We start from the raw sequence: 24,600 nt of genomic DNA, 5'->3' as shown, positions 1-24,600 counted from the left end.
ACCCGGCGACCCCAGCCCGCTCCGCCGTACCGCCCACCCGGCAAGCCCGCCGTCCGGCCGGGACGGACGGACGGAGGACCGCCCGGCCCAGGCCTGCGACCATCCGCCTCACCACTGTGGATCGTCCTCGGTGACCACTTTCCGGGATCGACGTCTCACATATCAGGACCGTCGTAGATCTTGGAACGAAGAGGCCCCCAGAGGGGCCGTTCGTTACCAAGATCCACCGGCCGCACGTCGGCGACAGAACGAGGCACCGCTGTGGCACGCAGGTGCGGACGGGCAGGGGCGGCGGGAGTGGGCACCCACGGCGGGAGTGGGCACGCGCGGGTCAGGCGGCGGCGCGCTCCGGCAGCGGCCGGCGGCGCAGCGCGGGATCGGTGAGCGTCGGCGGGGACCAGGCCCCGTCGGGCTGGTAGAGGTTCACGCCGGGCGGCACGATCTCGTCGATCCGGTCGAGCACCGCGTCGTCGAGCGTCAGCGCCGCGCCGGCGAGCAGCGTGTCCAGTTGCTCCATGGTGCGCGGCCCGATGATCGTGGAGGTGACCGCCGGGTGCGCCGCGGTGAACGCCACCGCCAGGTGCGGCAGCGTGCAGCCGACCTCGTCGGCGAGCGCCGCCAGGTCCTCGACGGCGGCGTACTTGGCGGCGTTGCCGGGCAGCGCCGGGTCGAAGCGGGCCGGGGTGAGCGCGGGCCGGCCGGCGGTGAGGTCGACCGGCCGGTCGCGCCGGTAGCGGCCGGACAGGAAGCCGGGGGCCAACGGGCTCCACACCAGCACGCCCATCCGGTGCCGGCGGCACGCCGGCAGCACCGACGTCTCGATCCCGCGCGCCAGGATCGAGTACGGGGGCTGTTCGGTGCGGAACCGGCCGAGCGCCCGCCGCTCGGCGACGTGCTGGGCCTCCACGATCTCGTCGGCCGGGAACGTCGAGCAGCCGAACGCGCGGATCTTGCCGGCCCGGACCAGGTCGGTGAGCGCGCCCAGCGTCTCCTCGATGTCCGTGGTGTGGTCGGGCCGGTGGATCTGGTAGAGGTCGATCCAGTCGGTGCCCAACCGGCGCAGGCTCTCCTCGACCGCGCGGACGATCCAGCGCCGCGAGTTGCCGCCCCGGTTGGGGCCCTCGCCCATCGGGAAGTGCACCTTGGTGGCGAGCACCACGTCGTCGCGACGGCCGCGCAGCGCCTTGCCGACGATCACCTCGGACTCACCCGCCGAGTACATGTCGGCGGTGTCCACCATGTTGACGCCACGGTCCAGCGCGGCGTGCACGATCCGTACGCAGTCGTCGTGGTCGGGGTTGCCGACCGCGCCGAACATCATCGTGCCGAGGCAGTGGACGCTGACCTCGATGCCGGTGCCGCCGAGGACGCGGTAGCGCATGGGAACTCCAGGATGTGACGCCGCGCTGACCGGGCGGCGGCCGGTGCGGTCACGGTAGGAGTTCGAGTGCGCTGGAGGTCAACGGTCGCCGGCGGCATTGTTCGCGCCGGCCAGGTAGCCGGCGGCCTGCAACTCGAACAGCTCCCGGTAGGGCCCGTCGGCGGCCATCAGCGTGTCGTAGTCGCCGGACTGCACCAGCCGGCCGTGGTCCATGACGAAGATCCGGTCGGCGTGCCGGACGTTCGCCAGCCGGTGGGTGATCAGCACGACGGTCCGGCCCGGGTGCCGGCGCAGGTGCTGGAACAGGGCGTGCTCGGCGCGGGCGTCCAACGCGGCGGAGGGCTCGTCGCAGATCAGCAGCCGGGCGTCGCGGTAGAGGCCGCGCGCCGCCACCAGCCGCTGCCACTGCCCGCCGGACAGGTCCTGGCCGTTCTTGAACTGCCGGTCCAGCAACGTGTCGTACCCGAAGGGCAGTTCGCTGATCATGTCGTGCGCGGCGGCGTCCCGCGCGGCGGCCTCCACGGTGGGTCCGTCCCGGCCGGTCCGGTCGTGGCGGCCGACCCGGATGTTCTGCCCGGCGGTGAACGGGAACTTCCACCAGTCCTGGCTCATCACCGCGACCTGGGCGGCGATCTGCCGGGGGTCGAGGTCGGCGGCGTCCACCCCGTCCCAGCGGATGCTGCCGCCGGTGGGCCGGTAGAGGCCGGCGATCAGCTTGGCGAGCGTGGTCTTGCCGGAGCCGTTCTCCCCCACCAGCGCGACCACCTCGCCGCGCCGGAAGCTGAGGCTGACCTCGTCCACGGCGGCGGCCTCGGTGTCCGGGTAGCGCAGGCTGACCCGGTCGAGGTCGATCCGGTCGAACCCGTCGACCGGGCGGTCGCCGCCGGTCGGGATGCGCCGGCCGGCGCGGTCGAGGAAGTCCCGGTAGTCCTGGTAGTAGAGGGCGTCCTCGTAGAGCGAGTTGGTGGCGAAGATCGCGGTACGCAGGCTGCTGCGCGCGGACTGCAGGGCGAGCAGCGCGGTCGCCGCCGCCGCGAGCGCGACCACACCGGTGAGCAGCAGGCCGCCGAGCACGGCGTAGACGGCGAACGCGGCCACCCCGGTGACGGAGAGGCCGAGTGCCCGGGTGACGGTCTGGGAGCGGGCCAGCCGAAGCTGGGCCCCGGTCTCGACGGTCATCATCCGGTGGTATTCGGCGAGCAGGAAGTCGCGCATCTGGTAGGCGCGGATCTCCGCGGCCGTGTGCCGGTCGGCCATCAGCCGGGCCAGCATGTACATCCGGCGGCGCCGGGTGATCCAGGCCAGCAGGGCGAGGTATTGCCGGCGGGCCAGCTTGACCGCGGTGGCCGCCTCGGGCACGGCGGCCAGGAGCAGGCAGGGCAGCAGCAGCGGCTGGATGACCGTGACCGCGGCGGCGGTGGCCAGCACGCCCACCAGGCCGGTCACCAGGTTGACGCTGTGGTCCACGATCGACGCGGCCTCGGCCATGCCGCGGTCACGGGCCCGGTCCATCTCCTCGGCGAAGCCGGCGTCGTCGAAGGCGGCCAGCTCGACGGCGGTGGTGGCCTCGAAGAGCCGCAGCTCGACCTGGTAGTTGATCTGTGGGATGAGCCGGGCCTGCGCCCATCCCGCGGCGATCGTCAGCGCGCCGCGACCGGTCACGGCGGCGGCCGCGACCAGCAGCGCCGGCAGGGCCGCGCGGATCCGGTCCGGGGTGGGCCCGGCGGCGAAGAGCTGCCGGAGCACGCCGGTCGTGGCGAGCAGGCCGAGCGTGGTGAGCACCCCGGCGGCGACGTTGAGTCCGATCGAGGCGATCGTGTCCCGCCGGCTGGTCGACCAGGCCAGGCCGACGGCCTCGCGGACGAGCGCGGGCAGCCGCCGGGCCACCGCCCAGAAGCTCGTGTGGGCGAACTCGGTGGCCCGGTTCATCCAGTGTCCGTCTGCCAGCTCCGGCAACGGCGACTCCTCGGCCGTCGCCTCCCCCTCCGGTGGGGTCCGGGGGCCGATCACCCTCACCATGTGCGCCTCCTCCTCCGGCAAGCCTCCCGGAGCTTACGTTCCGCTATCGGTCGATGTCTCCCCGTGTTCGGCGTGTCGAACAGGTGTCCCAACCGCGTGTCGCGGCGTCACCTCCCACGACGCGCCCGCCGGGTGGGTGACGCCGGGTCGCGTCGCGGCAACCGGCCGCGGGTGGCAGGCTGGTGGGGTCGCCGGCGAACGCCGACCGCCCGTCGTGAAGGAGAAGATCGACCCGATGGCTGTGGACGTCACCACCACGGACGAATGGCAGGCGCTGCGCAAGCACGCCGAGGCGATGCGCGGCACCCACCTGCGCGACCTCTTCGCCGCCGACGGGCAGCGGGGCGAACGGCTCACCGGCGAGGTCGCCGACCTGCACGTCGACTACAGCAAGAACCTGCTCACCGACGAGACGGTCGCGCTGCTCACCGCGCTCGCCGAGCGGGTCGGCCTGGCCGAGAAGATCGCGGCCATGTTCGCCGGGCGGCACATCAACGTCACCGAGGACCGCGCGGTGCTGCACACCGCGCTGCGCCTGCCCCGCGACGCCTCCCTCACGGTCGACGGCCAGGACGTCGTCGCCGACGTGCACGCCGTGCTGGACCGGATGGCGGCGTTCGCCGAGCGGGTGCGCTCCGGCGCGTGGCGCGGCCACACCGGCGAGCGGATCACCACCGTGGTCAACATCGGCATCGGCGGCTCCGACCTGGGCCCGGTGATGGCGTACGAGGCGCTGAAGGCCTACCGCGACGCGGGGATCGCCTGCCGGTTCGTGTCCAACATCGACCCGACCGACATCCACGACAAGACCGCCGACCTGGACCCGGCGTCCACGCTCTTCGTGGTGGTCTCGAAGACGTTCTCCACCCAGGAGACGCTGGCCAACGCCGACCAGGCGCGACGCTGGCTGCTCGCCGGGCTGGACGCCGACGACGACGCCGTCGCCCGGCACTTCGTCGCGGTCAGCACCAACGAGCAGCGGGTCCGCGACTTCGGCATCGACCCGGAGAACATGTTCGGCTTCTGGGACTGGGTGGGCGGGCGCTACTCGCTGCCGTCGGCGGTCGGGCTGTCGGTGATGCTGGCAGTCGGCCCGGACCGGTTCCGCGAGATGCTGGCCGGCTACCACGCCGTCGACGAGCACTTCCGCGCGACGCCTGTCGAGCGCAACGTGCCGGCGCTGCTCGGGCTGCTCAACGTCTGGTACACCGACTTCCTCGGCGCGGAGACCCACGCGGTGCTCCCGTACGCGCAGTATCTGCACCGGTTCCCGGCCTATCTCCAGCAGCTCACCATGGAGAGCAACGGCAAGTCGGTACGCGTCGACGGCACGCCTGTCACGTACCCCACCGGGGAGATCTTCTGGGGTGAGCCCGGCACCAACGGCCAGCACGCCTTCTACCAGCTCATCCATCAGGGCACCCGGCTGATCCCGGCGGACTTCATCGCGTTCAGCCGACCGAACCACGACCTGGGCGACATGCACGACCTGTTCATGTCGAACTTCTTCGCGCAGACCGCCGCGCTGGCGTTCGGGCGGACCCGGGAGCAGGTGGAGGCCGAGGGCACTCCGGCCGAGGTGGTGCCGCACCGGGTGATGGCCGGCAACCACCCGACCACCTCGATCCTGGCGCCGAAGCTCACCCCGTCGACGCTGGGCCAGTTGATCGCGCTCTACGAGCACATCGTCTTCACCGAGGCCGCGGTCTGGGACATCAACGCCTTCGACCAGTGGGGCGTGGAGCTGGGCAAGGTGATGGCCAACCAGCTCGCCCCGAAGCTCACCGGGCCGGACCCGGACCTGACCGAGGTGGACACCTCCACCGCCGAGCTGATCCGCCGCTACCGCGCCGAGCGCGGCCGGAGCTGACCCGACCGGCGACGCCCGGGCGGCCCGACCGCCCGGGCGTCGCGGCAGCACCACCGCGTCGACCCGGGATTGCGCGCGGTTCCACGGCGCGCAATCCCGCTGCTTCGTGATCACCACCCGCCACCAGCTCGACGAGCCGCCGCGCCCGGGCGTTCGAGCGGGCGCGGCGGCAGGTGCGGGCAAGGGCGCTGCCCCGCACCTGGCCGGAACGCGGCCGGACCGACCGCCACGCCGACTGCCGAGACCACCGTCGGGCTCTTCCAGACGTGGACGAGCCTGGCCGGGTCGACGTGCCTTCCGTCGGTGACCGCCCCCCTCGTACCTCTGGGTGGAACGCCACGCGTGAGTCAGGGCGCCGTAGACACCCATGGCGTTCCACTCAGGCCCCACCCTGCCCGTGAGTGGAACAGCACGGGTGCCTCAGGGCCCGCTAGACACCCATGGCGTTCCACCCGACTGACGGACGACCCTGGCCCCAGCGCCCCACCCACCCAGCCCGTCGATCTTGGAGTTGTGGCGCCTCGGATAACGGTCCGGAAGGGACAATTCCTGGCACCGCAAGTCCAAGATCGACGGGGCGGGGCGGGGCGGGCGCGGCGGAGCGGGTCAGCGGCGTAGGAGGTCGGCGTGGGCGGCCTTCAGGCGGGCGAGCGCGGGGTCGCCGCCGGGCGCGCGGCGATCCAGCTCGGCCCACGCCTCGGCGAGCGCGTCGGTCAACGCGCGCAGCTCGGCGGCGTGTCGCCGGCTGGACTGCCGGTGCAGCTCCTCCAGGCGGCGGGCCCAGCCGGCGCTGATCGCGGCGATCCGCTCCGCGTCGGCCCGGGCCTGGGCGCCGGTGCGGGCGGCCGGGGCGGGCACGATCGCGGCGATCGGGCGCGGATCGCCGTCGCGGGTGACGACGGTGACGGTGTCGGTCAGCTCGGCGAGGGAGACGAGTTGGGTGAGCCGGGTGCGGACCTCGCGCAGCGGCAGGGCGCGCGGCTGGGGGGACCGGTCGGCCAGTGCGGGGACAGCCATGGACACATGTTGACGTCCGGGTACGACACGAAAGTCGCTCAGGCTGTCCATTCCGGCGCCAGCACCGACCAGACCTCCATGTCGGCGCGGCCCTCGGGCACCGGCGCGGCGCCCCGGAGCACCCCGTCGCGGCGCATGCCGAGCCGGCGGGCGACGGCGATGCTGCGCTCGTTGCCGGACCGGGTGACCCACTCGACGCGGTGGATGCCGCGCTCCCGGACCGCCCAGTCGACGACGATCCGGGCGGCCCGGGTGACCAGGCCCTGGCCCTGCGCGTCCGCCTCCAGCCAGCAGCCGGCCTCGCAGACGCCGCGGGCGGTGCTCAGCGACACCAGCAGCACTCCCCCGACGAGCGTGCCGCGTCGCCAGATGCCCCAGATGCCGCCGTCGTCGCGGGCCCACCGGTCGGCGTACGCCTGGAGGACCCGGCGGGCCGACTCGGCGTCGGTGGCCACGAAGGACGCGCCGACCCAGGGCGCGATGTGCTCCCGGCAGCGGTCGAGGTTGGCGAGGAACTCGTCGGCGTGCCAGGGCTGCAACGGCCGCAGCTCGGCGTCGTCGGTCAGGGCGATCGCGAACATCCGTGCAACCTACCGGCCCGGGGTGCCGGCGCGCCCGCCGATTCCGCCGGTCAGGGGCGCATCTCGTACGTCCCGGCGAGGTCGGCCACCCGCTGCCACACCCGGGCCGTGCGGTCGGCGTCGGCCACCGGCCGCCGGACGTGGGCGAGCGCCCAGGCGGCCTGCTCGTCGGTGCTGGCCGGCTTGCCGTGCAGCTCGGTGGCGTAGCCGGAGAAGTCGCGCACCAGCAGGTCGAAGATCTCGTCCAGCAGGTCCGGGTCGAGGCCAGTCGACCGCGCCTGCTCCAGGACGAGCTGGCCGTAGACGACGAGCGCGAAGAGCTGGCCGATGGTGAGCAGGAAGTCCAGGTCGCGCTGCTGCGTCTCGTCCGGGGCGTGCGCGGCGAGCAGTGCGACCAGGCCGTCGGCCTGCTCCCGGAACCGGGCCACGTTGGGCAGGTGGGCGTGCGCGTCGTAGACCTCGCGCCAGTCGTGGAAGCGGATCGCGCCGAGGCCGCGGGCCGGGCCCTGCCGGAACAGGAACTCGTCGTCGGCCGGGTCGCGGCGGGCCGGCACCGGGGAGTACGGCTGCGGCCGGAACAGGTAGTTCGGCATGAACTTGAGGATCAGGGCCAGGTTGACGTGCACCGTGCCCTCCAGCTTCGGCAGCCCGCGGATGTCCTTGGCGGCCTTGTCGAAGTAGGTGTCGGCCTCGAAGCCCTTGGCGGCGATGACGTCCCAGAGCAGGTCCACCACCTTCTCGCCCTCGGTGGTGACCTTCATCTTGGTCATCGGGTTGAACAGCAGGTAGCGGCGGTCGTCCGGGCCGGCCGAGCGGAAGTAGTCGACCGCCCGGTCGCTGAACAGCTTCATCGCCACCAGGCGGGCGTACGCGTCGGTCAGCTCGCGGCGCACGTGCGGGAAGTCGGTGACCCGTCGGCCGTAGAGCACCCGGCCGTGGGCGTGGGTGACCGCCTCGTACATGGCGTGCTCGCAGATGCCGATGGACGCGGTGCAGAGGTTGAACTTGCCGACGTTGACGGTGTTCAGCGCGGCGTCGAAGGCGGCCGGGCCGGTGTGCAGCACGTCCTCGGCGCGCACCGGGTAGTCCGCCAGCCGGAACTCGGAGACGTACATCTGCGCGTTGACCACGTTGCGGACCAGCCGGTAGGCGGGGTGGCGGCTGTCGGCGGCGAAGAACACGTAGCCCTCGGGGCCTTCGACGTCGGCGCGCCGGCCGAAGACGGAGACCAGCCCGGCGACGTTGCCGTTGCCGATGTAGTACTTGCCGCCGGTGGCCCGGAAGCCGCCCTCGCCGTCCGGGGTGAGCAGCATGTCGGTGGCGTAGATGTCGGCGCCGTGCGCCCGTTCGGAGAGGCCGAACGCCATCACGTGCCCCTGGTCGAGCAGCTCGGCGGCGCGGGCGCGGGCGGCGGCGTTGCCGCTCTGCCAGACCGGGCCGAGGCCGAGCACGGTGACCTGCCAGGTGTACCAGTAGCCGAGGCCGTAGAAGCCGAGGATCTCGCTGAGCGCCGCGTTGCGGGCGGTGTCCCAGCGCTTGTCCTTGTCGTCCGCGCCGTCGGCTGCCGGGGTGAGGAAGGTGGCGAAGAGGCGTTCCCGGGCGGCGAAGTCGAGGAAGTCGGCGTACCACTCGCGCGCGTGGTAGCTGTCGACCAGGGCGCGCTTGCCGCGGGTCTCGAACCAGTCGATCGTGGCGCGCAGCAGCCGCCGCGAGGTCTCGTCGAGGTCGGCGGGGTCGTAGTGGTGCGGGTGGAACAGCAGCGGGTCGCTCACGCAGCGGGCCTTTCCGGGTCGGGGTCGAGGTCGCGGAGGGTGGCCAGGACGTCGTCCAGCCAGGCCAGCACCATCCGTTCGTACGCGATGCCGCCGCGCAGCACGACGTGCTGCAACGCCGCCCGGGCGTCGGGTGCGACGGAGCCGAAGTCGCGGCGCTCGCCGGCCAGGTAGCCGGCGAGGACGGTCTCGTGGTCGGCGCGGTAGCGCTCGACCTCGGCGACCAGGGTGCCGCGGCCGGCGGGGTCGTCGAACGCGGCGCCGCGGATCTTGACGGCGAGTTCGTGCCGGACCGCCTCCGGGCGCACCGGGGCGTGCAGCCAGTCGACGAGCGCGGCCCGGCCGGCCGGGGTGACCGACCAGATCGTCTTGTCCGGCAGGCCGTCCTGGCCGACCTCGACGCCGGTGATCCGGTCATTCCGGGCCATCTGCCGCAGCACGCGGTAGATCTGCTGGTGGGTGGCCGTCCAGAAGCGGCCGATCGAGCGGTCGAAGCGCCGGGCCAGCTCGTAGCCGGAGGCGGGCTGCTCCAGGAGCGAGACGAGGATGGCGTGCTCCAGCGACATGCCGGCCATCTTGCTATGCACTTTGTTGCATAGCAAGACCTAGTGCGGCAGGTACTCACGCAACGCGTCGAACTGGGCCACGGTCAGGTACGAGGGGTTCGCCGCCTGCGGCTGCCGGAGCACCTCGGCGTCGGCCCAGCGCGGGTCGGCGCGCAGCAGCTCCCGGCGCACCCGCAGCGGCTCGGCGAGGACGGTGAGGTCAAGTGGGAGCGTCCACGGTCCGTCCGGCTCCCCCGGGCGCGGCGCCCCGGCCACCCGGCCCACGCCCCACACGCCGTACGGCAGCCGGCCCCGGCTGCCGCTGGCCCAGAACACCACCGGCTGACCGGCGCGCATCAGGCGCACCCGGTAGCCCTGGCGCACGCACCAGCCGGTCACGGTCGGGTCGGCGGCGAAGCGGCCGGCCAGGTCCGCCCGCTCCGCGTTTCCCTTGATCAGCCAGGCGCCGAGGTCGTCCAGGGTCACCCGCCGGGAGTCCATCAGGCCATTCTGAGACCCGGTCGCCGGAACCGCCCGGTAAGGCACGGCGCGTGAGGGTGGTCATAACGGCTGGACGGCCCGCGCCCCGGGGCTGCTAGCCTTCTCGGCAGGTCATGAGCGCCAGCGTCAAGCCCCGGCTCGCTGGCCGGCAACCCTCCACCACGGTGGGGTGCTCCGGGTGAGGACCAGGCGCCGACAGCCGTCGGCGCAAGCGTGGCCTGGCACCCAGGTCAGCACCGACGACCAGGGAGACCCATGTTCGCGCCCCAGCCCTTCCCGTTCCGCCCCGCGCTGATCAGGCGTCGCCACGTCGACCTGATGCGGGTGTGCAGCGACCGCTGTCGCGTCGCGCGCTGAGCGAGCGTTCCACCCCCTTTTCCGATCCACCCTCCCGGCTCCGCCGTGCCCCGGCGGCGCCGGCACCGGCACGCGCCCCGCGTGTTCGTCCACTATGGAGAAAAATCGTGCGTATCCGTACCGCCCTGACCCGCGTCGCCACGCTCGGCGCCGCGGCCGTGCTCGCCGCCACCGCGCTGACCGCCTGCGGCGGTGGCGCCGACGACGCCGCCGACAACCCGTACGGCCTGCTCCAGCCCGGGGTGATCCGGGCCGGCACGCTCACCGACGCCCCGCCGAACGTCTACCTGAAGGACGGGAAGTTCACCGGCTTCGACAACGACCTGCTCACCGCCGTCGCCGAGAAGGCTGGCCTCAAGGTGGAGTTCGTCGGCACCGACTTCTCCGCCCTGCTCTCCCAGGTCGCCAACCGCAAGTTCGACGTCGGCAGCTCGTCGATCACGGTCACCGAGGCCCGGAAGAAGACTGTCGACTTCGGCAACGGCTACGACTTCGGCTACTTCGGCCTGGACGTGCCGGCCGGTTCCCCGATCACCGGCTTCGACCAGCTCGCCGGCAAGCGGGTGGTGGTCGTCCAGGGCACCGTGCAGGACGACTTCGCCACCCGGGAGAAGCTGAACCCGGTACGCGTGCCCGACTACAACGGTGCGGTCAACCAGCTCAAGGCCGGCACCGCGGACGCCTGGATCGCCCCGGCCGAGATCGGCGACAAGTCCGCCGCCGACAGCAACGGCAAGATCACGGTGGCGGCGAAGCAGCTCAGCCCGGCCCCGACCGCGTACGCGGTGGCCAAGGGCAACGACAAGCTGCGCGAGGCGCTGGACAAGGGCCTCGACCAGGTGATCGCGAACGGCACCTGGAGCCGCCTGCAGGCGCAGTACTACCCGGGCCGGCCGATCCCGGCCGACTTCACGCCCGGCAGCGGCAGCGTCCCGGTGCCCTCGCCGTCGGCCGCCTCCTGAGCCGGTGACCCGAGCAGAGCGGACGGAGGAACGATGGATCCCCTGAGCACCCTCTGGGAGACCTTCTTCGACGGTGACTCGATGCGCGAGGCGCTGCCCGAGATGCTGACCGTCGGGCTGCCCAACACGCTGATCCTGGCCACCTCCGCCGCCCTGCTCGGCTCGGTGCTGGGCATGCTGCTGGCGGTCGCGGGCATCTCGCGTACCCGATGGTTGCGGTGGCCGGCCCGGGTCTACACCGACGTGTTCCGCGGCCTGCCGGCCGCGGCCACGATCCTGCTCATCGGCGTCGGCCTGGCGCCACTGGGGATGGAGGTGTGGGGGCCCAACCCCTATCCGCTGGGCGTGCTGGCGCTGTCGCTGATCGCCGCCGCCTACCTGGGCGAGATCTTCCGCGCCGGCATCCTCAGCGTGGAGGCCGCCCAGTTGGAGGGCGCGCGGGCGCTCGGCTTCTCCTGGGGCGCGGCGATGCGCCTGGTGATCATCCCGCAGGGCGTGCGCCGGGTGCTGCCCGCCTGGGTCAACCAGCTCATCGCGCTGATCAAGGACTCCAGCCTGGTCTACTTCCTCGGCCTGCTGGCCAGCCAGCGGGAGCTGTTCCGGATCGGCCAGGACTACGCGGCGAACACCGGCAACCAGTCGGCGCTGCTGCTGGCCGGCCTCTTCTACCTGCTGCTGACCGTGCCGCTGACGCACGCGGTCAACTGGCTGGACCGCCGGCTGCGCCAGGGCCGCCCGACCACCCCGCCCGAACCCGAACCCGAGCCGACGCCGGCCGGCGTCGCCCCGACCGGAGGGAACCCGCGATGACCACGACCACCGCCGGCTCGGTCAGCCTCGCCGTCCGCGACGTGCACCTGGCCTTCGGCGCGCACCGGGTGCTGCGCGGTGCCGACCTGGACGTGGCCCGGGGCGGCACGGCCTGTGTGATCGGGCCGTCCGGCTCCGGCAAGTCCACCCTGCTGCGCACGATCAACCGGTTGATCGAGCCGGACCGGGGTGACGTGCTGCTGGACGGGCGCAGCGTGCTGCGCGACGACCCGGACGCCCTGCGGCAGCGGATCGGCATGGTGTTCCAGCAGTTCAACCTCTTCCCGCACCTGAGTGTGCTGCGCAACGTCACGCTCGCGCTGCGGAAGCTGAAGAAGCTCGACGAGGACGAGGCGGTGGCGCTGGCCCGCGCCCAACTCGACCTGGTCGGGCTGGGCGCGAAGGCGGACGCCCGGCCGGCGCAGCTCTCCGGCGGCCAGCAGCAGCGCGTCGCCATCGCCCGCGCGCTGGCGTTGCGCCCGCAGGTGATGCTCTTCGACGAGGCCACCTCGGCGCTGGACCCGGAGCTGGTCAAGGGCGTGCTGGCGGTGATGGCGGACCTCGCCGCCGGCGGCATGACCATGGTGGTGGTCACGCACGAGATGGGCTTCGCCCGCACGGTCGCGGACACGGTCGCGTTCATGGACGCGGGCGTGGTGCTGGAGGCCGGGCCGCCGGCCGCCGTGTTCGAGGCGCCGGAGCATCCCCGGCTGCGCCGGTTCCTGTCCCAGGTGCTCTGAGGTCAGCCCTTCACCGCGCCGATCAGCACCCCCTTGATGAAGTGCCGCTGCACGAACGGGTAGACCGCGACGATCGGCGCGACGGTCAGCACCACCACCGCCATCTTGATCGCCTCGGTCGGCGGCATGGTCACCCCGGTGGTGCCGCCGGATGTGTGCGGCGCCTGCCCGGCCAGCAGGTAGCTCTGCAGCACGCGCTGGATCGGGTACATGTCGTTGCGGTCGATGAACAGCAGCGCGTCGAACCAGACGTTCCAGTAGCTGACCGCGTAGAAGAGGCCGACCACGGCGATGACCGCGCGCGACAGCGGGAGCACGATCCGACCCAGCGTGCGGAAGTCGCCGGCCCCGTCGATGCGGGCGCTGTCCAGCAGCTCCTGCGGGATGCCCTGGAAGAAGCCGCGCACCACGACGAGGTTGAACACGCTGATCGCCGGCGGCAGGACCAGCGCCCAGATGGTGTCCTTCAGCCCCAACCCGGTGACCACCAGATAGCGGGGCACCAGCGGCGGGTAGACCAGGAACGGGAGCAGGAAGTACGCCAGCAGCCAGCGGTGGCCCACCGAACCCGGCCGGGACAGCCCGTACGCGGCCAGCACGGTCACGGTCAGCGCGATCGCGGTGCCGCAGACCGTGACCAGCGTGCTGATCCACAGTGCCCGGGTGACCGCGCCGCCGGCCAGGATGGTCTGGTAGGCCGAGGCGTCGATGCCCCTCGGCACGACCACCAGGCCGCCGGCGTCGCTGATGGTCTGCCGGGAGGAGAGGCTGGTCACCAGCACCACCCAGAGCGGGAAGAGCACGCCGAGCACCAGCAGGGTGAGCAGGACGGCCTTCAGCCCCTGACCGACCGCTGTCGGTGGCTCCTCCCAGGCCGGCCGGCGGTTTCGCGCGCCGGACGGCCGGCGGATGGTCGTGGTCATGACTTCGAGTAGATCCCTCGTTCGCCGAGCAGGTGCGCGACCCGGTTCGCGGCCAGGATCAGCACGAGGCCGACGACGGCCTTGAACAGGCCGGCCGCCGCGCCGTAGCCGTAGTTCCCGGTGGCGATGGAGAAGTGGTAGACGAACGTGTCGAGCACCTCGGCGGCCTGCCGGCCGACCGCGTCGCGTTGCAGCAGGAACTGCTCGAAGCCGACCGAGAGCGCGTCACCGAGGCGCAGGATGAGCAGCAGCACGATCACCGGACGCAGGCCGGGCAGGGTGATGTGCCACAGTCGCCGCCACCGTCCGGCGCCGTCCGCGGCGGCCGCCTCGTAGAGGTTCTGGTCGATCGTGGACAGCGCGGCGAGGAACACGATGGTGCCCCAGCCCACGTCCTTCCAGACCGCCTCGGCGGTGACCAGGACGATGAACGTGTCCGGGTTGGTCATCACGTTCCACGGCTGCATGCCGGCGTCGCGCATGGTCTGGGCCAGCAGCCCCGCGCCGCCGAACATCGCGACGAAGAAGCTGACCACCAGCACCCAGCTGAAGAAGTGCGGCAGGTAGACGACGGTCTGCACGAGCCCGCGCAGCCGGCTGGAGAGCAGGTTGTGCAGCATGACCGCGAGCAGGATCGGCAGCGGGAAGAAGAACACGAGTTGGAACGCGGTGATGGCAAGCGTGTTGCGGAACGCGTCCCAGAACGCCGGGTCGTCGAAGAGCAACTGGAACTGACCGAAGCCGATCCAGTTGCTGTGCGCGAACGCCGCCCACGGGTTGTCGCCCAGGTAGGGGTTGTAGTCCTGGAACGCGATCACATTGCCGGCGATGGGCAGGTAGCTGAAGACCAGCAGGACGAGGAAACCGGGCGCCACCATGGCGAGCAGTTGCCAGTCGCGGCGCAGCCGGGCCCGCAGCGGAACCCGTCGACGGCGGGGCGGGCGGCCCGGTGGGGCCGGGGCGTCGGGTCGGGCCCGCTCGGGCCCGACCACGACGGCCGGCTCGCTCACCTGCTCCCCTTGGGCAGCGAGTCGGCGAGCAGCTTGCGGGCTTCCTCCCCGCCGTTGGCCTTCCACTCGGCGACGATGGCGTCCGCGTCGCTCAGTGGACGCCGACCGCGCAGCACGTCGGTGAACTTGTCCTCGGTCGGCACCTGGTTGGCCTTGTAGGCGGCCGGCATCTCCAGCTTCACCCCGGCCCAGGGGTTCTTCTCCAGGAACTTGACCATCTGGTTGGAGTAGTTCAGCACGTCCGGCACGTAGCGGGGGGTGTCCGGGTACGGCCCGATGGTGGGGTTGCGACCGCTGATGAAGAAGTACTGGTTGGCGATCTCCTTGAACGCCAGGTCGGTCTTGACCGGCCCGTTCGGCGACTTCGTGTGGTGCCTGCCCTCCACGCCGAAGTCGCGGAGCTGGGCCTCCTGGCTGCCCAGCGGCGCCGAGCACCAGTTGATGACGCGCAGCAACTCCTGGACGCGGTCCTTGCCGAGGCCCTTGCGGACGAAGGTGAACGAGATCGGCTTGTCCTCGCCCCACACCAGCGGGTCGCCGCCGGTGGCGGAGAAGACCGGCACCGGTTGGATGTTCAACGCCGGGTTGGTCTTCTGGTGCTCGGCCTGGGCGCCCTGCCAGAAGCCGACGCCGTCCTGCTTGAACACGATCGCGCCGTTCTTGGCGAACAGTTGCTTCGCGTCCGCGCCCTTGCTGGCCACGATGTCCGGGTGGACCAGGCCGTCGGAGTAGATCTTGGCCATCACCTCGAGCGCCTGGCGGAACTCCGGCGTCTCGTACTTGAACTCGGGCGTGCCGTCGGAGCGCAGCCGCCACCCCTGGTTGGCGCCGGGCACCCGGTGGAACATCTGGATCATGGCGAAGACGTCGTCGAACGCCCACACCTTGCGGGCCGGGTCGGTGACCTGCTTGGCGGCGGAGAGCAGGTCGTCCAGGTTGGCCGGCAGCGCCAGGCCGCGCGCGTCGAGCAGGTCCTTGCGGGCGAACAGCGCCCAGGGAAAGGGTCCGTCGGTGGGGTTGGGCACGGACACCAGCCGCTCGTTCCACACCGCCTGGCGCCAGGCCCCGGTCGGGAAACTCGCCAGCATCGGGTACGCGTTCACGGCGTCGCCCCTGAGGTGGCCGGTGAGGTCCTCGAAGAGCACCTTGATCGCCTCGGCGAAGCGCGGGATCTTCTCCACCTCCCAACTCGGCACGCAGAGCAACTCCGGCACGTCGCGCGCGCCGAGCATCGCGTTGAGCTTGTCGGCGTAGGTGGCGCCGTCCTGGATGGTGAAGGTGACGGGCGTGCCCAGCTCGGCGTTGACCGCCTGGAGGTAGGCGCTCTGCGCGACGCCGGGCGGTGCCGGGCCCCAGGCGGGCGTCATCGCGGTGATCTGCTTGCCACTGGTGCCGGGCTTGTCGGTGATCGCGTCGACCAGGGTGGCCGGGTAGCGGGTGTAGCCGTCGGGCACCGGGCGGGTGCCGACGATGTCGGGCTTGACCGCGCCGGGCAGGTCCTGGTGCGTGGGCAGCAGGCCGGAGACGGCGTCGAGCTGCTGGGCGGCGCCGGAGCCGGCCGGCTTCTCGGAACAGCCGGCGAGCAGCGGGCCGGCGGTGGTGGCGGCCACGCCGAGGCCCACCAGGCCGAGAAAATGGCGGCGGGAGGAGCCCGGCTCGGGGTGGTGCACGCTCATCGGTCCCCCTTTCGGAGGGATGCACGGTGGAGTGTTCGTATGGATGGTCAACAAACTAATCTCGACCGTGAGCTTGCACAAGAGCGAACCGGAGAGCGTCGGTCAGGCCTGACAGCGGTCGGAGAGCGCGTACCGGGTCAGCACCACGTCACCGATCTGGCGCACCTCGACCACGCGCGCGCGGCGGCCCGGATGCCAGGGGAAGCGGCCCTCCCCCACGAACCGGGGCGCCCGCCCGTCCCCCACGAAGAACGGGGCCACCACCAGGTGCAGCTCGTCAGCGAGACCGGCGGTGAGGAACTGACGGTGCATCGTGCCGCCACCCTCCACCATCAACTGGCCGACGCCCCGCCCGGCCAGGTCGACCACGACCGCCTCCGGCGTGACCGACTCGCCGGCGTCGACCACGGTGGCCACCGCGCCGACCTGCTCCCGGGCCTTCTCCACCACCCCGCTCGGGCAGTAGACCAGCTTGGGCCCCTCGCCGACGGTGAAGAACCGGGCCGACGGGTCGAGATCGCCGCTGCCGGTGACCGTCACCTTCACCGGCGACGGGGGCAGTCCTCGGGCCACCCGCTCGGCCCGTCGCCGCTCGCTGCGCACCAGCAGCCGGGGGTCGTCGCGGCGGACCGTGGCCGCGCCCACCATGATCGCGTCGCACCCGGCCCGGGTCGCGTCGACCCGGTCCAGGTCGTCGTCGTTGGAGAGCAGCAGTCGCTCGGTGGTCGCGTCGTCGATGTAGCCGTCGATCGACATCGCGCAGCTCAGCAGCACATACGGGCGGGAGCTCACGGCACGAACGGCAGGTCGAGGGCGTGGTCGGCGCGACTGACCTTGGCCGCCAGGTAGTCGGCGTTCGCCGGGGACAGGTGCACGCCGGTGACCACCCGGTCGGCCACCGTGACGCCGAGGCGTTCGAGCTGGGCCGCCTTGTCCGGGTTGTTGCTGAGCAGCGCCACCCGCTCCACCCCCAGCGCGGCGAGCATCTGCGCGGCGACGGTGTAGTCCCGCTCGTCCGCGCCCCGGCCCAGCGCCAGGTTCGCCTCGTAGGTGTCGAGGCCGCCGTCCTGCAGCGCGTACGCGTCGAGCTTGGCGTAGAGGCCGATGCCCCGTCCCTCCTGGCGCAGGTAGAGCAGGTAGCCGCCGGCGTCGGCGATCCGCTCGACCGCCTCGCGCAACTGCGGGCCGCAGTCGCAGCGCTGGCTGCCGAACACGTCACCGGTCAGGCACTCGCTGTGCGGGCGCACCAGCGGCGGGTCGGCCCTGCCGTGCTCCCCCAGCCCGAACGCCAGGTGCTCGCGGCCGTCCACCAGGCCGTGGAAGGTGTGCACCAGAGCGGTGGTGACGTAGCCGTCCGGGAACCGGAGCGGGACCGAGACCCGGGTCCGGACTGTCGCGGTGGGCAGGGTTTCGTCCATGGTTCTCCTCCGTCCGGTCGCCGGGCTGACCCGGCGACGCACACCTCGCACCCTCACCGTATGCGGGATCACCGACAGTTGCCGGGCTCCCGCCGGGGCAGCCGGCGGGCCAGCAGCACCACCGCGCCGGGCAGGCTGGCCACCAGGACCAGCGCGCCGTAGACCGTGCCGGTGGCCACGCCCTGCGCGGCGGTCAGGCCGGCCGCGGCGAACGCCCAGGCGGCCACCCCCTCGCGCGGTCCGAACCCGCCCACGTTGAGCGGCAGCGCCATGGCCAGCAGGGCGAGCAGGGTGAGCGGCAGCAGTCGGGACAGCGGGGCGTCGGTCCCCGCGGTGCGCGCCGCCACCATGAACGTGGCCAGGTGACCGGCGAACACCACCGTCGACGCGATCACCACGCCGGCCCAGGTCCGGCGGGCCAGCAGCCCGGAGCGGACGTCGGCGACCGCGGTGCGGGCCGCCCGCGCCAGCCGGGACGCTCCGGAGCGCGGCACCGCGCGCGCGGCCAGCACCAGCGTCACCGCGGCCACCGCGCCGACCACGGCCACCGCCGGGAGGTACGGGCGGACCGGCGACGGGAACGCGGCAAGCACCGCCACCGCGATGACCACCTGCACCACCTGTCCGGCGGTGCGCTCCCACACCACGGCGCGTACGCCCCGGGCCAGGTCCCCGGCGTCCCGGCCGTGCCGCACCGCGCGGTGCACGTCGCCGAGCACCCCACCGGGCAGGGTGGAGTTGAGGAAGACCGCCCGGTAGCAGTGCGCCACCGCGGCCCGCATCGGCAGCCGTACCCCCAGCCCGCGGGCGACGAGCGACCAGCGCCAGGCGCAGCAGACGGTGGTGACCACCCCGATGCCCAGCGCGGCGGCGAGCGCGGGCGCGTCGATCAGCCGCAGCCCGGTCAGGAACGGGCCGGTGCCCACGGTGGCGACGAGCGCCGCGAGGACGGCCAGCCCGGCGACCGGGCGGGCCCACGCCATGCCGCGCCGGACCGGTCGGGGCCGGACCGGCACCGGTCCGGCCGGCACGACCGGCGCCACGGTGACGGGCGCCGGCCTGGGCGGCACGGGTACGGCGACGGCGACGTGTGACAAGCGGTCCTCCCTCGTTCCCACCGGTTGTCACGTGCCGACGGGCCGTACGGTTCAGCCGGCGAGCAGGTCGGCGTGGTGCAGCACCACCTCGACCCGGCCGGCGGCGGCCTCGGAGAGCCGCCACTGGGTATACGTCCGGGCGGCCTCGCCCAGATGCGGGCGTTCCTCGACGGCCGCCTCGACCCACCCGCTCAGCCACTCGGCGGTCAGCGCGGCCTGCGCCGGGCCGAGCCGCCACGGGGTGGGCCGCACCGCCACCTCGACGCCGTGCCGGCCGAACGCGGCCACGGTCGCGGCCACCGCGTCCGGCCCGAGCAGGGCCCGGCCGCCCACGGTCCGCCGCTGGTGGGCGTTGAACGCGTCGGCAAGCTCACCGTCGAGTGGGTCGGCCGGGGTGAACTCGGCCCGGCCGGACACGGTGAGCGCGAACAGCGTCGGGTGGCCGGCGCACGCGGCCACCATCCGGTCGATCTCGTCGGCGGTGAGCATGTCCAGCAGCGCCGACGCGGTGACCAGGTGGGCGTCGGCCAGGTCGTCGGCGGTCAGCCGGGTAATGTCCGAGTCCCGGGTGCTCACCGTGACCGGCGCGCCGTCGGCGGCGGTGAGCCCGCCGCCGGCCAGCGCCAGCAGCGCCCGGTCGCGCTCGTGGAGCACCCAGTGCTGCGGACCGGGCAGCCGGGGAGCGAGCCAGCGGGCCATCGAGCCGGTGCCGCTGCCCAGGTCGTGCACGACGAGCGGGCGGGCGGCGGGCAGCCGGTCGCGGGCCGCGTCGGCCAGCTCGACCGAGCGGGCGGCCGCGTCGGCCGGCTCGCGCAGCCGCAGCCAGTCCGCGAAGCCGGGTGGGAGTGAGGTGGTCATGCCGCGGTCGCCTCCTTCAACGCCGTCGCCAACCGGTCCACCGTGACCGGCCAGCCGATGAGGGTGTCCCGCCGCTGCCGGGCGGCGCGGCGCAGCCGGTCCCGCAGGCCGGGATCGGTGAGCCAGCGGCGCAGCGCGGCGGCGGTCGCGCCCGGGTCGTCCGGCGGCACCAGCAGGCCCGGCCGTTCGCCGCCGGGGGCGTGCCCGAGCGTGGCCGGCAGGCCGCCGGTGTCGCCGGCCAGCACCGGTACACCCCGGGCCAGCGCCTCGATCACCACCATGCCGTACGTCTCCCGCCGGGACGGCTGGACCAGCAGATCGGCGGCGGCGTACGCGCCGGCCAGCTCCGCCGCGGTGCGCGGGCCGGCCAGCCGGACCCGGTCGGCCAGCCCGGCGCCATCGAGCCGACGGCGCAGCCGGTCGACGAACGCCGGGTCCCGGTCGAGCGGGCCGATCCAGTCGCAGGTCCAACCGAGGTCGGCGACCTCGGCGAGCGCCGCGGCCAGCACGTCGTGGCCCTTGATCGGGGTGACCGCCGCGACGCAGAGCAGCCGCCCGCCGCCGGGGGTGCCGGCGGCGACCGGCGCCGGGTCGACGCCGGGCGGCGCGACGGTCACCCGGTCGGGGGCGAGCGGACAGCGCGCCAGCAGCCGGCGCCGGGTCCACTCGCTGGTGGCGACCACCGCGGTCGCCGCGGCGAGGGCGTGCCGCTCGGCGTCGTCCTCGATCGGCAGGTGCACCAGCACCACCAGACGCAGCCGCCCGGCGTGCGGGGCGAGCACGTCCGGCACGGTGGACGCGACCAGGCCGTCGAGCAGCACCGTCGCGCCGTCGGGCAGCCCGCCGAGCAACGCACCCAGCGCCGCCCGCTCCGCCTCGCCCGGGTGCGGCCAGGAGCCCGGCACCTGGTGCTCGCGCACGGTCCAGCCGAGCGCCGCCAACCCGCGGCAGACCTGCCTGTCGTAGGCGTTGCCGCCGCTGGGGTTCGCCGGGTCGTCGATGTCCCCGGGCAGCACCACGTGGACCGTGGTCATCCGGTCACAGCGACCGCTCGTAGCTCGCCCACGCGACGTGCGACTCGTGCAGGGTGACGGTGATGCCGGCCAGGCCCCGGGCCCCCTCCCCCAGCCGGCCGGCGTGCACCGCGTCGGCGAGCCGGTCGGCGACGGTGCGGGCCAGCACCTCGGTGGTGGTGTTCACCCCGGCGAAGGCCGGCTCGTCGTCCAGGTTGCGGTAGGTCAGCTCGCCGAGCACGGCCCGGAGCTGCTCGGTGGCCAGCCCGATGTCGGCCACGATCCCGTCGTCGTCCAGCTCGGTCCGGCGGAAGGTGGCGTCGACGACGAATGTCGCTCCGTGCAGTCGCTGGGCCGGCCCGAAGACCTCGCCGCGGAAACTGTGGGCGACCATCATGTGGTCCCGGACGGTCACGCTGAACACGATCACTCCTCGCCGTAGGTGATGAGATGGCACAGCGCCGGCAGCCGGCCCGAGGCGAGCCGGTCCAGCACGTCGGGCAGGTCGGTGAAGCGGGACCGGCCGGTGAGCAGCGCGTCGAACGCCGGGTCGACCAGCAGGTCCAGGGCGAGGGCGAGCCGGTCGGCATAGCTGCGGTCGGCACGTCGGGGCGACACGGTGCCGACCTGGCTGCTGCGGATGCCGAGCCGTCGGGAGTGGAACGCGCCGCCGAGCGCGAGGGTGACCGGGCGGTCGCCGTACCAGCTCAGCTCCAGCACGGTGCCCTCCGGGCGGAGCAGCTCCAAGCCGCGTTGCAGCCCGTCGGCGCTGGCGCTGGCGTGCACCACCAGGTCGCGCTCGCCGGCCGCCTCGGCGGGCCGGGCGAAGTCGACGCCGAGCGCCTCGGCCACCCCGGCGCGGGCCGGGTCGGCGTCGACCAGCTCGACCCGGACGCCGGGGAAGCGGGCCAGCAGGGCGGCCACGCCGCACCCGACCATCCCGCCACCGATCACGGTGACCCGGTCGCCGACCAGCGGCGCGGCGTCCCAGAGCGCGTTCACCGCGGTCTCCACGGTGCCGGCCAGCACCGCGCGTTCCGCCGGCACGCCGTCCGGCACGACCACCACGGCCTCGGCCGGGACCACGTACGCGCTCTGGTGCGGGTACAGGCAGAACACGGTCCTACCGCGCAGCTCCGCGGGGCCGGCCTCGACCGTGCCCACGTTGAGGTAGCCGTACTTCACCGGGGCCGGGAAGTCGCCCTCCTGGTGCGGCGCGCGCATGGCGGCGTACTGGTCGGTGGGGACGCGGCCGGTGAAGACAAGCGTCTCGGTGCCCCGGCTGACCCCGGAGAACCGGGTGCGGACCAGCACCTCGCCCGGGCCCGGCGGGTCGAGGCGGACCGGCCGGATCTCCCCCTCACCGGGAGCGCGGACCCAGAAGGCGTGGGCGTCGACGGTCACGAACCCTCCTCATCTCCCGCATTCCGACCGAGTTGTCGATCATAAACACGGAGGCGGGGCGGCCATGGTTCGAACCGCCCGGCACCGGACCGATCAGGCCGCGCGCCGCCGCTGCCCGGCGACCCGGGCGTCCGGCTCGCCGCGTTCGGCGCGGCGGTCGGCGTCCCCGGCCAGGCGCATCGCCCGGCGTGCCGCCTCCAACGGACCGCACGGCGCGGGCCGGCCGGCGCAGAGCAGGCTGGAGCACCGGCCGGCGTCGTCCGGCCGGTGCGCCTCGGCCACGTCGTAGGCGGAGCGCCACAGCAGCGGGTCGGTGACGCCGCGAGGCAGCACGGCGTCCTGACTGGACCTGGTCCGGTTCGTCTCGGGCACCGGCGTTCCCCTTCCGTCGTCACTCCCGGTATCAGTGACCCGGTGAGTCGAGATCAAACCTCTCACCTGCGGACACGTGTCGACCAGCAATACATGTCACGTCCGGCGGGTCAGCCGGCCGGCGCGAGCCGGACCCGGCGCAGCAACTGGGCGTTGAGCGCCACCACGATGGTGGAGGCGGACATCAGCACCGCGCCGAGCGCCGGGCTGAGCGCCACGCCCGCCCACGCGAGCACGCCGGCGGCCAGCGGGATCGCCACCACGTTGTAGCCGGCCGCCCAGGCCAGGTTCTGCCGCATCTTCCGGTACGACGCCCGGGACAACCGGATCACCCCGCCGACGCCGCGCGGGTCGGAGCCGGCCAGCACCACCCCGGCGGACTCGATCGCCACGTCGGTGCCGGCGCCGATGGCCACCCCGACGTCGGCGCGGGCCAGCGCCGGGGCGTCGTTGACGCCGTCGCCGACCATCGCGACGGTCAGCCCGCGCGACTGCAACTCGGCCACCGCCTTGTCCTTGTCGGCCGGGAGCACCTCGGCGAACACCTCGTCGACGCCGGAGCGGAAGCCGAGGTCGGCGGCGACCGCCTGGGCGACCGGCCGGGCGTCACCGGTGATCATCACGATCTTGCGGACGCCCAGCTCACGCAGCTCGGCGACGGCGGCGCGGGCCTCGGGACGGACCTGGTCCTCCAGCGCGAACGCGGCGACGGCCCGGGCGCGACCGGTGTCGGGCAGTCGGACCAGGTGCAGCACCGCCGCGCCCCGGCCGGACCAGTGTGTGGCGGCGCGGGCCAGCTCGGCCGGGACCTCGGCGTCCAACTCACGCAGCAGGGCCGGCCCGCCCACCGCCCAGTCGACGCCGTCCACCGTGGCCCGTACCCCCCGACCGGTCAGCGACCGGAAACCGCGCGCGGTCGGCCGCCCCAGACCCGCGCCGGGGCCGTCGGACCGCGACGCACCGGCGCCGGCGTCGACGGGACGCGCCGGGTCGGAGTCGGCGGCGGCACGCGACGGGCCGGCGTCGGCCTCGGTCGGCCGCGCGTCGGCGGCGGCGACAAGCGCCCGGGCCAGCGGGTGCTCGCTGTCCGCCTCCACGGCGCCGGCCAGGCGCACCGCGGCGTCGTCGGTCAGCCCGCCGGTGGCGGCCACGCCGGTGACCGCGTGCCGCCCACTGGTGAGCGTGCCGGTCTTGTCGAACAGGACCGTGTCGACGGTCCGCATCCGCTCCAGCGCGAGCCGGTCCTTGACCAGGATGCCGGCCCGGGCGGAGAGCGCCGTGGAGAGCGCCACCACCAGCGGGATCGCCAGCCCGAGGGCGTGCGGGCAGGCGATCACCAGCACGGTCACGGTGCGCACCACGGCCTGGTCGGTGTCGCCGAGCAGCAGCCAGACCACGAACGTGGTCAGGCCGGCGAGCGTGGCCAGGTAGAACAGCAGCGCCGCGAACCGGTCGGCGAGCACCTGCGCGCGCCCGCCGGAGGACTGCGCCTCGGCGACCAGCCGGCCGATCCCGGCCAGCGCGGTGTCCGCGCCGACCGCCTCGACGCGTACCCGCAGGGTGGAGTCGGTGGCCACGGTGCCGGCGACCACCCGGTCCCCGGCGGCGCGGGGCACCGGCCGGGACTCCCCGGTGATCATCGACTCGTCCAGTTCGGCCGCGCCCTCGACGATCCGCCCGTCGGCCGGCACCCGGCCGCCGGAGCGGACCAGCACCAGGTCACCGACCCGCAGGTCGGCCACCGGCACCGGTCGGGGTCGCCCGGCGTCGTCGAGGCGTTCGGCGTCGTCGGGCAGCAGGGCGGCCAGCGCGCCGAGCGCCCCGCGCGCCTGGCCGACCGCCCGCATCTCCTGCCAGTGGCCCAGCAGCATGATGGTGACGAGCGCGGCCAGCTCCCACCAGAAGTCCAGGTCGAAGGCGCCGAGGCTGGTGGCGGCCGAGGCCAGGTAGGCGACCACGATCGCCATCGAGATCAGCAGCATCATCCCGGGGGCGCGCTCGCGCAGCTCGCGGAGCCCGCCGGCCAGGAACGGCCAGCCGCCGTAGGCGAAGACGACCGTGCCGAGCACCGGGCCGACCCAGCGCACGCCCGGGAGATCCAGCGAGTAGCCGAACCAGTCCATCACCATGTGGCTGGTGAGCACGATCGGCACGGTCAGCGCCAGGCTCAGCCAGAACCGGCGGCGGAACTGCTCCGGGTCGTGCCCGGCGTGGTGTCCGGCGTCGTGTCCGTGGTCCATCGGGCGTCACCTCCGGCCACCAGCCTATACCCTT

At 73.6% G+C, this 24,600-nt stretch carries 23 protein-coding genes and 1 riboswitch; of the genes, 4 read left to right on the top strand and 19 right to left on the bottom strand.

Features of this window, described 5'->3' with window-relative positions:
* Positions 1–331 precede the first annotated feature (331 nt).
* Positions 332–1,381 (bottom strand): aldo/keto reductase, encoded by a 1,050-nt coding sequence (locus tag ACIA5A_RS07290; protein ID WP_396757440.1) that lies wholly within the window; start codon positions 1,379–1,381, stop codon positions 332–334.
* 78 nt (positions 1,382–1,459) lie between these two features.
* Positions 1,460–3,400 carry an ABC transporter ATP-binding protein gene (locus ACIA5A_RS07285; RefSeq protein ID WP_396757437.1) on the bottom strand — a complete coding sequence of 647 codons (1,941 nt, stop codon included), beginning with the start codon at positions 3,398–3,400 and terminating at the stop codon, positions 1,460–1,462.
* 235 nt (positions 3,401–3,635) lie between these two features.
* Here ACIA5A_RS07285 and pgi point away from each other — a divergent pair, with 235 nt between their 5' ends.
* The gene (pgi, locus tag ACIA5A_RS07280; protein WP_396757434.1) at positions 3,636–5,270 is read left to right on the top strand and encodes a glucose-6-phosphate isomerase; all 1,635 of its coding nucleotides are present in this window, start codon (positions 3,636–3,638) and stop codon (positions 5,268–5,270) included.
* A 606-nt stretch (positions 5,271–5,876) separates the two neighbouring features.
* Here the strand turns inward: pgi and ACIA5A_RS07275 are convergent.
* Genes ACIA5A_RS07275 through ACIA5A_RS07255 form a run of 5 tightly spaced genes read right to left on the bottom strand, consistent with a single transcriptional unit; the run spans position 5,877 to position 9,686 of the window.
* Positions 5,877–6,287, bottom strand: coding sequence for a type II toxin-antitoxin system Phd/YefM family antitoxin (locus tag ACIA5A_RS07275; protein WP_396757431.1), 411 nt, complete (start codon positions 6,285–6,287; stop codon positions 5,877–5,879).
* A 38-nt stretch (positions 6,288–6,325) separates the two neighbouring features.
* Positions 6,326–6,868, bottom strand: a complete 543-nt coding sequence (locus ACIA5A_RS07270; protein WP_396757428.1) for a GNAT family N-acetyltransferase — start codon at positions 6,866–6,868, stop codon at positions 6,326–6,328.
* 50 nt (positions 6,869–6,918) lie between these two features.
* Entirely contained in the window at positions 6,919–8,640 is a 1,722-nt protein-coding gene (locus tag ACIA5A_RS07265) for an acyl-CoA dehydrogenase family protein (protein WP_396757425.1), read from the bottom strand.
* On the bottom strand, positions 8,637–9,206 hold the full coding sequence (locus tag ACIA5A_RS07260; RefSeq protein WP_396757422.1) for a PadR family transcriptional regulator: 570 nt from the start codon (positions 9,204–9,206) through the stop codon (positions 8,637–8,639). Before ACIA5A_RS07260 ends, ACIA5A_RS07265 begins: the two co-directional genes overlap by 4 nt.
* Before the next feature lie 39 nt (positions 9,207–9,245).
* The gene (locus tag ACIA5A_RS07255; protein WP_396757419.1) at positions 9,246–9,686 is read right to left on the bottom strand and encodes a hypothetical protein; all 441 of its coding nucleotides are present in this window, start codon (positions 9,684–9,686) and stop codon (positions 9,246–9,248) included.
* Positions 9,687–9,795: 109 nt separating this feature from the next.
* Positions 9,796–9,906: riboswitch (SAM riboswitch) on the top strand.
* A 244-nt stretch (positions 9,907–10,150) separates the two neighbouring features.
* On the opposite strand from ACIA5A_RS07255, the gene ACIA5A_RS07250 reads away from it, so the two are divergent.
* From ACIA5A_RS07250 to ACIA5A_RS07240, 3 genes are read left to right on the top strand one after another with little or no spacing between them, the layout of a single operon-like run.
* A complete protein-coding gene (locus tag ACIA5A_RS07250) occupies positions 10,151–11,005 on the top strand; it encodes an ABC transporter substrate-binding protein (protein WP_396757417.1) in 855 nt (284 codons plus the stop codon).
* Positions 11,006–11,038: 33 nt separating this feature from the next.
* Positions 11,039–11,815 carry an amino acid ABC transporter permease gene (locus tag ACIA5A_RS07245; protein WP_396757414.1) on the top strand — a complete coding sequence of 259 codons (777 nt, stop codon included), beginning with the start codon at positions 11,039–11,041 and terminating at the stop codon, positions 11,813–11,815.
* Entirely contained in the window at positions 11,812–12,555 is a 744-nt protein-coding gene (locus tag ACIA5A_RS07240) for an amino acid ABC transporter ATP-binding protein (RefSeq protein WP_396757411.1), read from the top strand. Before ACIA5A_RS07245 ends, ACIA5A_RS07240 begins: the two co-directional genes overlap by 4 nt.
* 2 nt (positions 12,556–12,557) lie before the next feature.
* Here ACIA5A_RS07240 and ACIA5A_RS07235 read toward each other — a convergent pair whose 3' ends face one another.
* The 12 genes from ACIA5A_RS07235 to ACIA5A_RS07180 form a co-directional block, all read right to left on the bottom strand.
* A complete protein-coding gene (locus ACIA5A_RS07235) occupies positions 12,558–13,478 on the bottom strand; it encodes a carbohydrate ABC transporter permease (RefSeq protein ID WP_396757408.1) in 921 nt (306 codons plus the stop codon).
* Entirely contained in the window at positions 13,475–14,488 is a 1,014-nt protein-coding gene (locus ACIA5A_RS07230) for an ABC transporter permease (protein ID WP_396757405.1), read from the bottom strand. Before ACIA5A_RS07230 ends, ACIA5A_RS07235 begins: the two co-directional genes overlap by 4 nt.
* Positions 14,485–16,164: an extracellular solute-binding protein gene (locus tag ACIA5A_RS07225; RefSeq protein WP_396757402.1), complete on the bottom strand. Its 1,680-nt coding sequence runs from the start codon at positions 16,162–16,164 to the stop codon at positions 14,485–14,487. The genes ACIA5A_RS07230 and ACIA5A_RS07225 overlap by 4 nt, the downstream gene beginning before the upstream one ends.
* 102 nt (positions 16,165–16,266) lie before the next feature.
* The gene (locus tag ACIA5A_RS07220) at positions 16,267–16,956 is read right to left on the bottom strand and encodes a RibD family protein (RefSeq protein WP_396757399.1); all 690 of its coding nucleotides are present in this window, start codon (positions 16,954–16,956) and stop codon (positions 16,267–16,269) included.
* Positions 16,953–17,582, bottom strand: a complete 630-nt coding sequence (gene ribA, locus ACIA5A_RS07215) for a GTP cyclohydrolase II (RefSeq protein ID WP_396757396.1) — start codon at positions 17,580–17,582, stop codon at positions 16,953–16,955. Before ribA ends, ACIA5A_RS07220 begins: the two co-directional genes overlap by 4 nt.
* 68 nt (positions 17,583–17,650) lie before the next feature.
* On the bottom strand, positions 17,651–18,565 hold the full coding sequence (locus tag ACIA5A_RS07210; protein WP_396757747.1) for a lysylphosphatidylglycerol synthase domain-containing protein: 915 nt from the start codon (positions 18,563–18,565) through the stop codon (positions 17,651–17,653).
* 165 nt (positions 18,566–18,730) lie between these two features.
* The gene (locus ACIA5A_RS07205; RefSeq protein ID WP_396757393.1) at positions 18,731–19,537 is read right to left on the bottom strand and encodes an SAM-dependent methyltransferase; all 807 of its coding nucleotides are present in this window, start codon (positions 19,535–19,537) and stop codon (positions 18,731–18,733) included.
* Positions 19,534–20,571 carry a glycosyltransferase family 4 protein gene (locus ACIA5A_RS07200; RefSeq protein WP_396757391.1) on the bottom strand — a complete coding sequence of 346 codons (1,038 nt, stop codon included), beginning with the start codon at positions 20,569–20,571 and terminating at the stop codon, positions 19,534–19,536. Before ACIA5A_RS07200 ends, ACIA5A_RS07205 begins: the two co-directional genes overlap by 4 nt.
* Positions 20,572–20,575: 4 nt before the next feature.
* Positions 20,576–20,974, bottom strand: a complete 399-nt coding sequence (locus tag ACIA5A_RS07195) for a 6-pyruvoyl trahydropterin synthase family protein (RefSeq protein ID WP_396757388.1) — start codon at positions 20,972–20,974, stop codon at positions 20,576–20,578.
* Positions 20,975–20,976: 2 nt separating this feature from the next.
* On the bottom strand, positions 20,977–21,954 hold the full coding sequence (locus tag ACIA5A_RS07190) for a dehydrogenase (RefSeq protein WP_396757385.1): 978 nt from the start codon (positions 21,952–21,954) through the stop codon (positions 20,977–20,979).
* 93 nt (positions 21,955–22,047) lie between these two features.
* Entirely contained in the window at positions 22,048–22,326 is a 279-nt protein-coding gene (locus ACIA5A_RS07185; RefSeq protein ID WP_396757382.1) for a hypothetical protein, read from the bottom strand.
* 110 nt (positions 22,327–22,436) lie between these two features.
* Complete coding sequence (locus ACIA5A_RS07180; RefSeq protein ID WP_396757379.1) at positions 22,437–24,566, bottom strand: heavy metal translocating P-type ATPase; 2,130 nt, start codon at positions 24,564–24,566, stop codon at positions 22,437–22,439.
* Positions 24,567–24,600 lie beyond the last annotated feature (34 nt).

Origin of the sequence: Micromonospora sp. NPDC051300 (assembly GCF_044455315.1) — a bacterium.
GTDB lineage: Bacteria > Actinomycetota > Actinomycetes > Mycobacteriales > Micromonosporaceae > Micromonospora > Micromonospora robiginosa.
The sequence above is the reverse complement of the archived record's forward strand: the minus strand, read 5'-3'. Positions and strand labels throughout refer to the sequence as shown.

What these genes read in the sequence shown, in the direction of transcription:
- ACIA5A_RS07290 (WP_396757440.1), bottom strand. Translation starts at nt 1,381, where the DNA reads ATGCGCTACCGCGTCCTCGGCGGCACCGGCATCGAGGTCAGCGTCCAC.
- ACIA5A_RS07285 (WP_396757437.1), bottom strand. Translation starts at nt 3,400, where the DNA reads ATGGTGAGGGTGATCGGCCCCCGGACCCCACCGGAGGGGGAGGCGACG.
- pgi (WP_396757434.1), top strand. Translation starts at nt 3,636, where the DNA reads ATGGCTGTGGACGTCACCACCACGGACGAATGGCAGGCGCTGCGCAAG.
- ACIA5A_RS07275 (WP_396757431.1), bottom strand. Translation starts at nt 6,287, where the DNA reads ATGGCTGTCCCCGCACTGGCCGACCGGTCCCCCCAGCCGCGCGCCCTG.
- ACIA5A_RS07270 (WP_396757428.1), bottom strand. Translation starts at nt 6,868, where the DNA reads ATGTTCGCGATCGCCCTGACCGACGACGCCGAGCTGCGGCCGTTGCAG.
- ACIA5A_RS07260 (WP_396757422.1), bottom strand. Translation starts at nt 9,206, where the DNA reads ATGTCGCTGGAGCACGCCATCCTCGTCTCGCTCCTGGAGCAGCCCGCC.
- ACIA5A_RS07255 (WP_396757419.1), bottom strand. Translation starts at nt 9,686, where the DNA reads ATGGACTCCCGGCGGGTGACCCTGGACGACCTCGGCGCCTGGCTGATC.
- ACIA5A_RS07245 (WP_396757414.1), top strand. Translation starts at nt 11,039, where the DNA reads ATGGATCCCCTGAGCACCCTCTGGGAGACCTTCTTCGACGGTGACTCG.
- ACIA5A_RS07240 (WP_396757411.1), top strand. Translation starts at nt 11,812, where the DNA reads ATGACCACGACCACCGCCGGCTCGGTCAGCCTCGCCGTCCGCGACGTG.
- ACIA5A_RS07235 (WP_396757408.1), bottom strand. Translation starts at nt 13,478, where the DNA reads ATGACCACGACCATCCGCCGGCCGTCCGGCGCGCGAAACCGCCGGCCG.
- ACIA5A_RS07225 (WP_396757402.1), bottom strand. Translation starts at nt 16,164, where the DNA reads ATGAGCGTGCACCACCCCGAGCCGGGCTCCTCCCGCCGCCATTTTCTC.
- ribA (WP_396757396.1), bottom strand. Translation starts at nt 17,582, where the DNA reads ATGGACGAAACCCTGCCCACCGCGACAGTCCGGACCCGGGTCTCGGTC.
- ACIA5A_RS07210 (WP_396757747.1), bottom strand. Translation starts at nt 18,565, where the DNA reads ATGGCGTGGGCCCGCCCGGTCGCCGGGCTGGCCGTCCTCGCGGCGCTC.
- ACIA5A_RS07205 (WP_396757393.1), bottom strand. Translation starts at nt 19,537, where the DNA reads ATGACCACCTCACTCCCACCCGGCTTCGCGGACTGGCTGCGGCTGCGC.
- ACIA5A_RS07200 (WP_396757391.1), bottom strand. Translation starts at nt 20,571, where the DNA reads ATGACCACGGTCCACGTGGTGCTGCCCGGGGACATCGACGACCCGGCG.
- ACIA5A_RS07180 (WP_396757379.1), bottom strand. Translation starts at nt 24,566, where the DNA reads ATGGACCACGGACACGACGCCGGACACCACGCCGGGCACGACCCGGAG.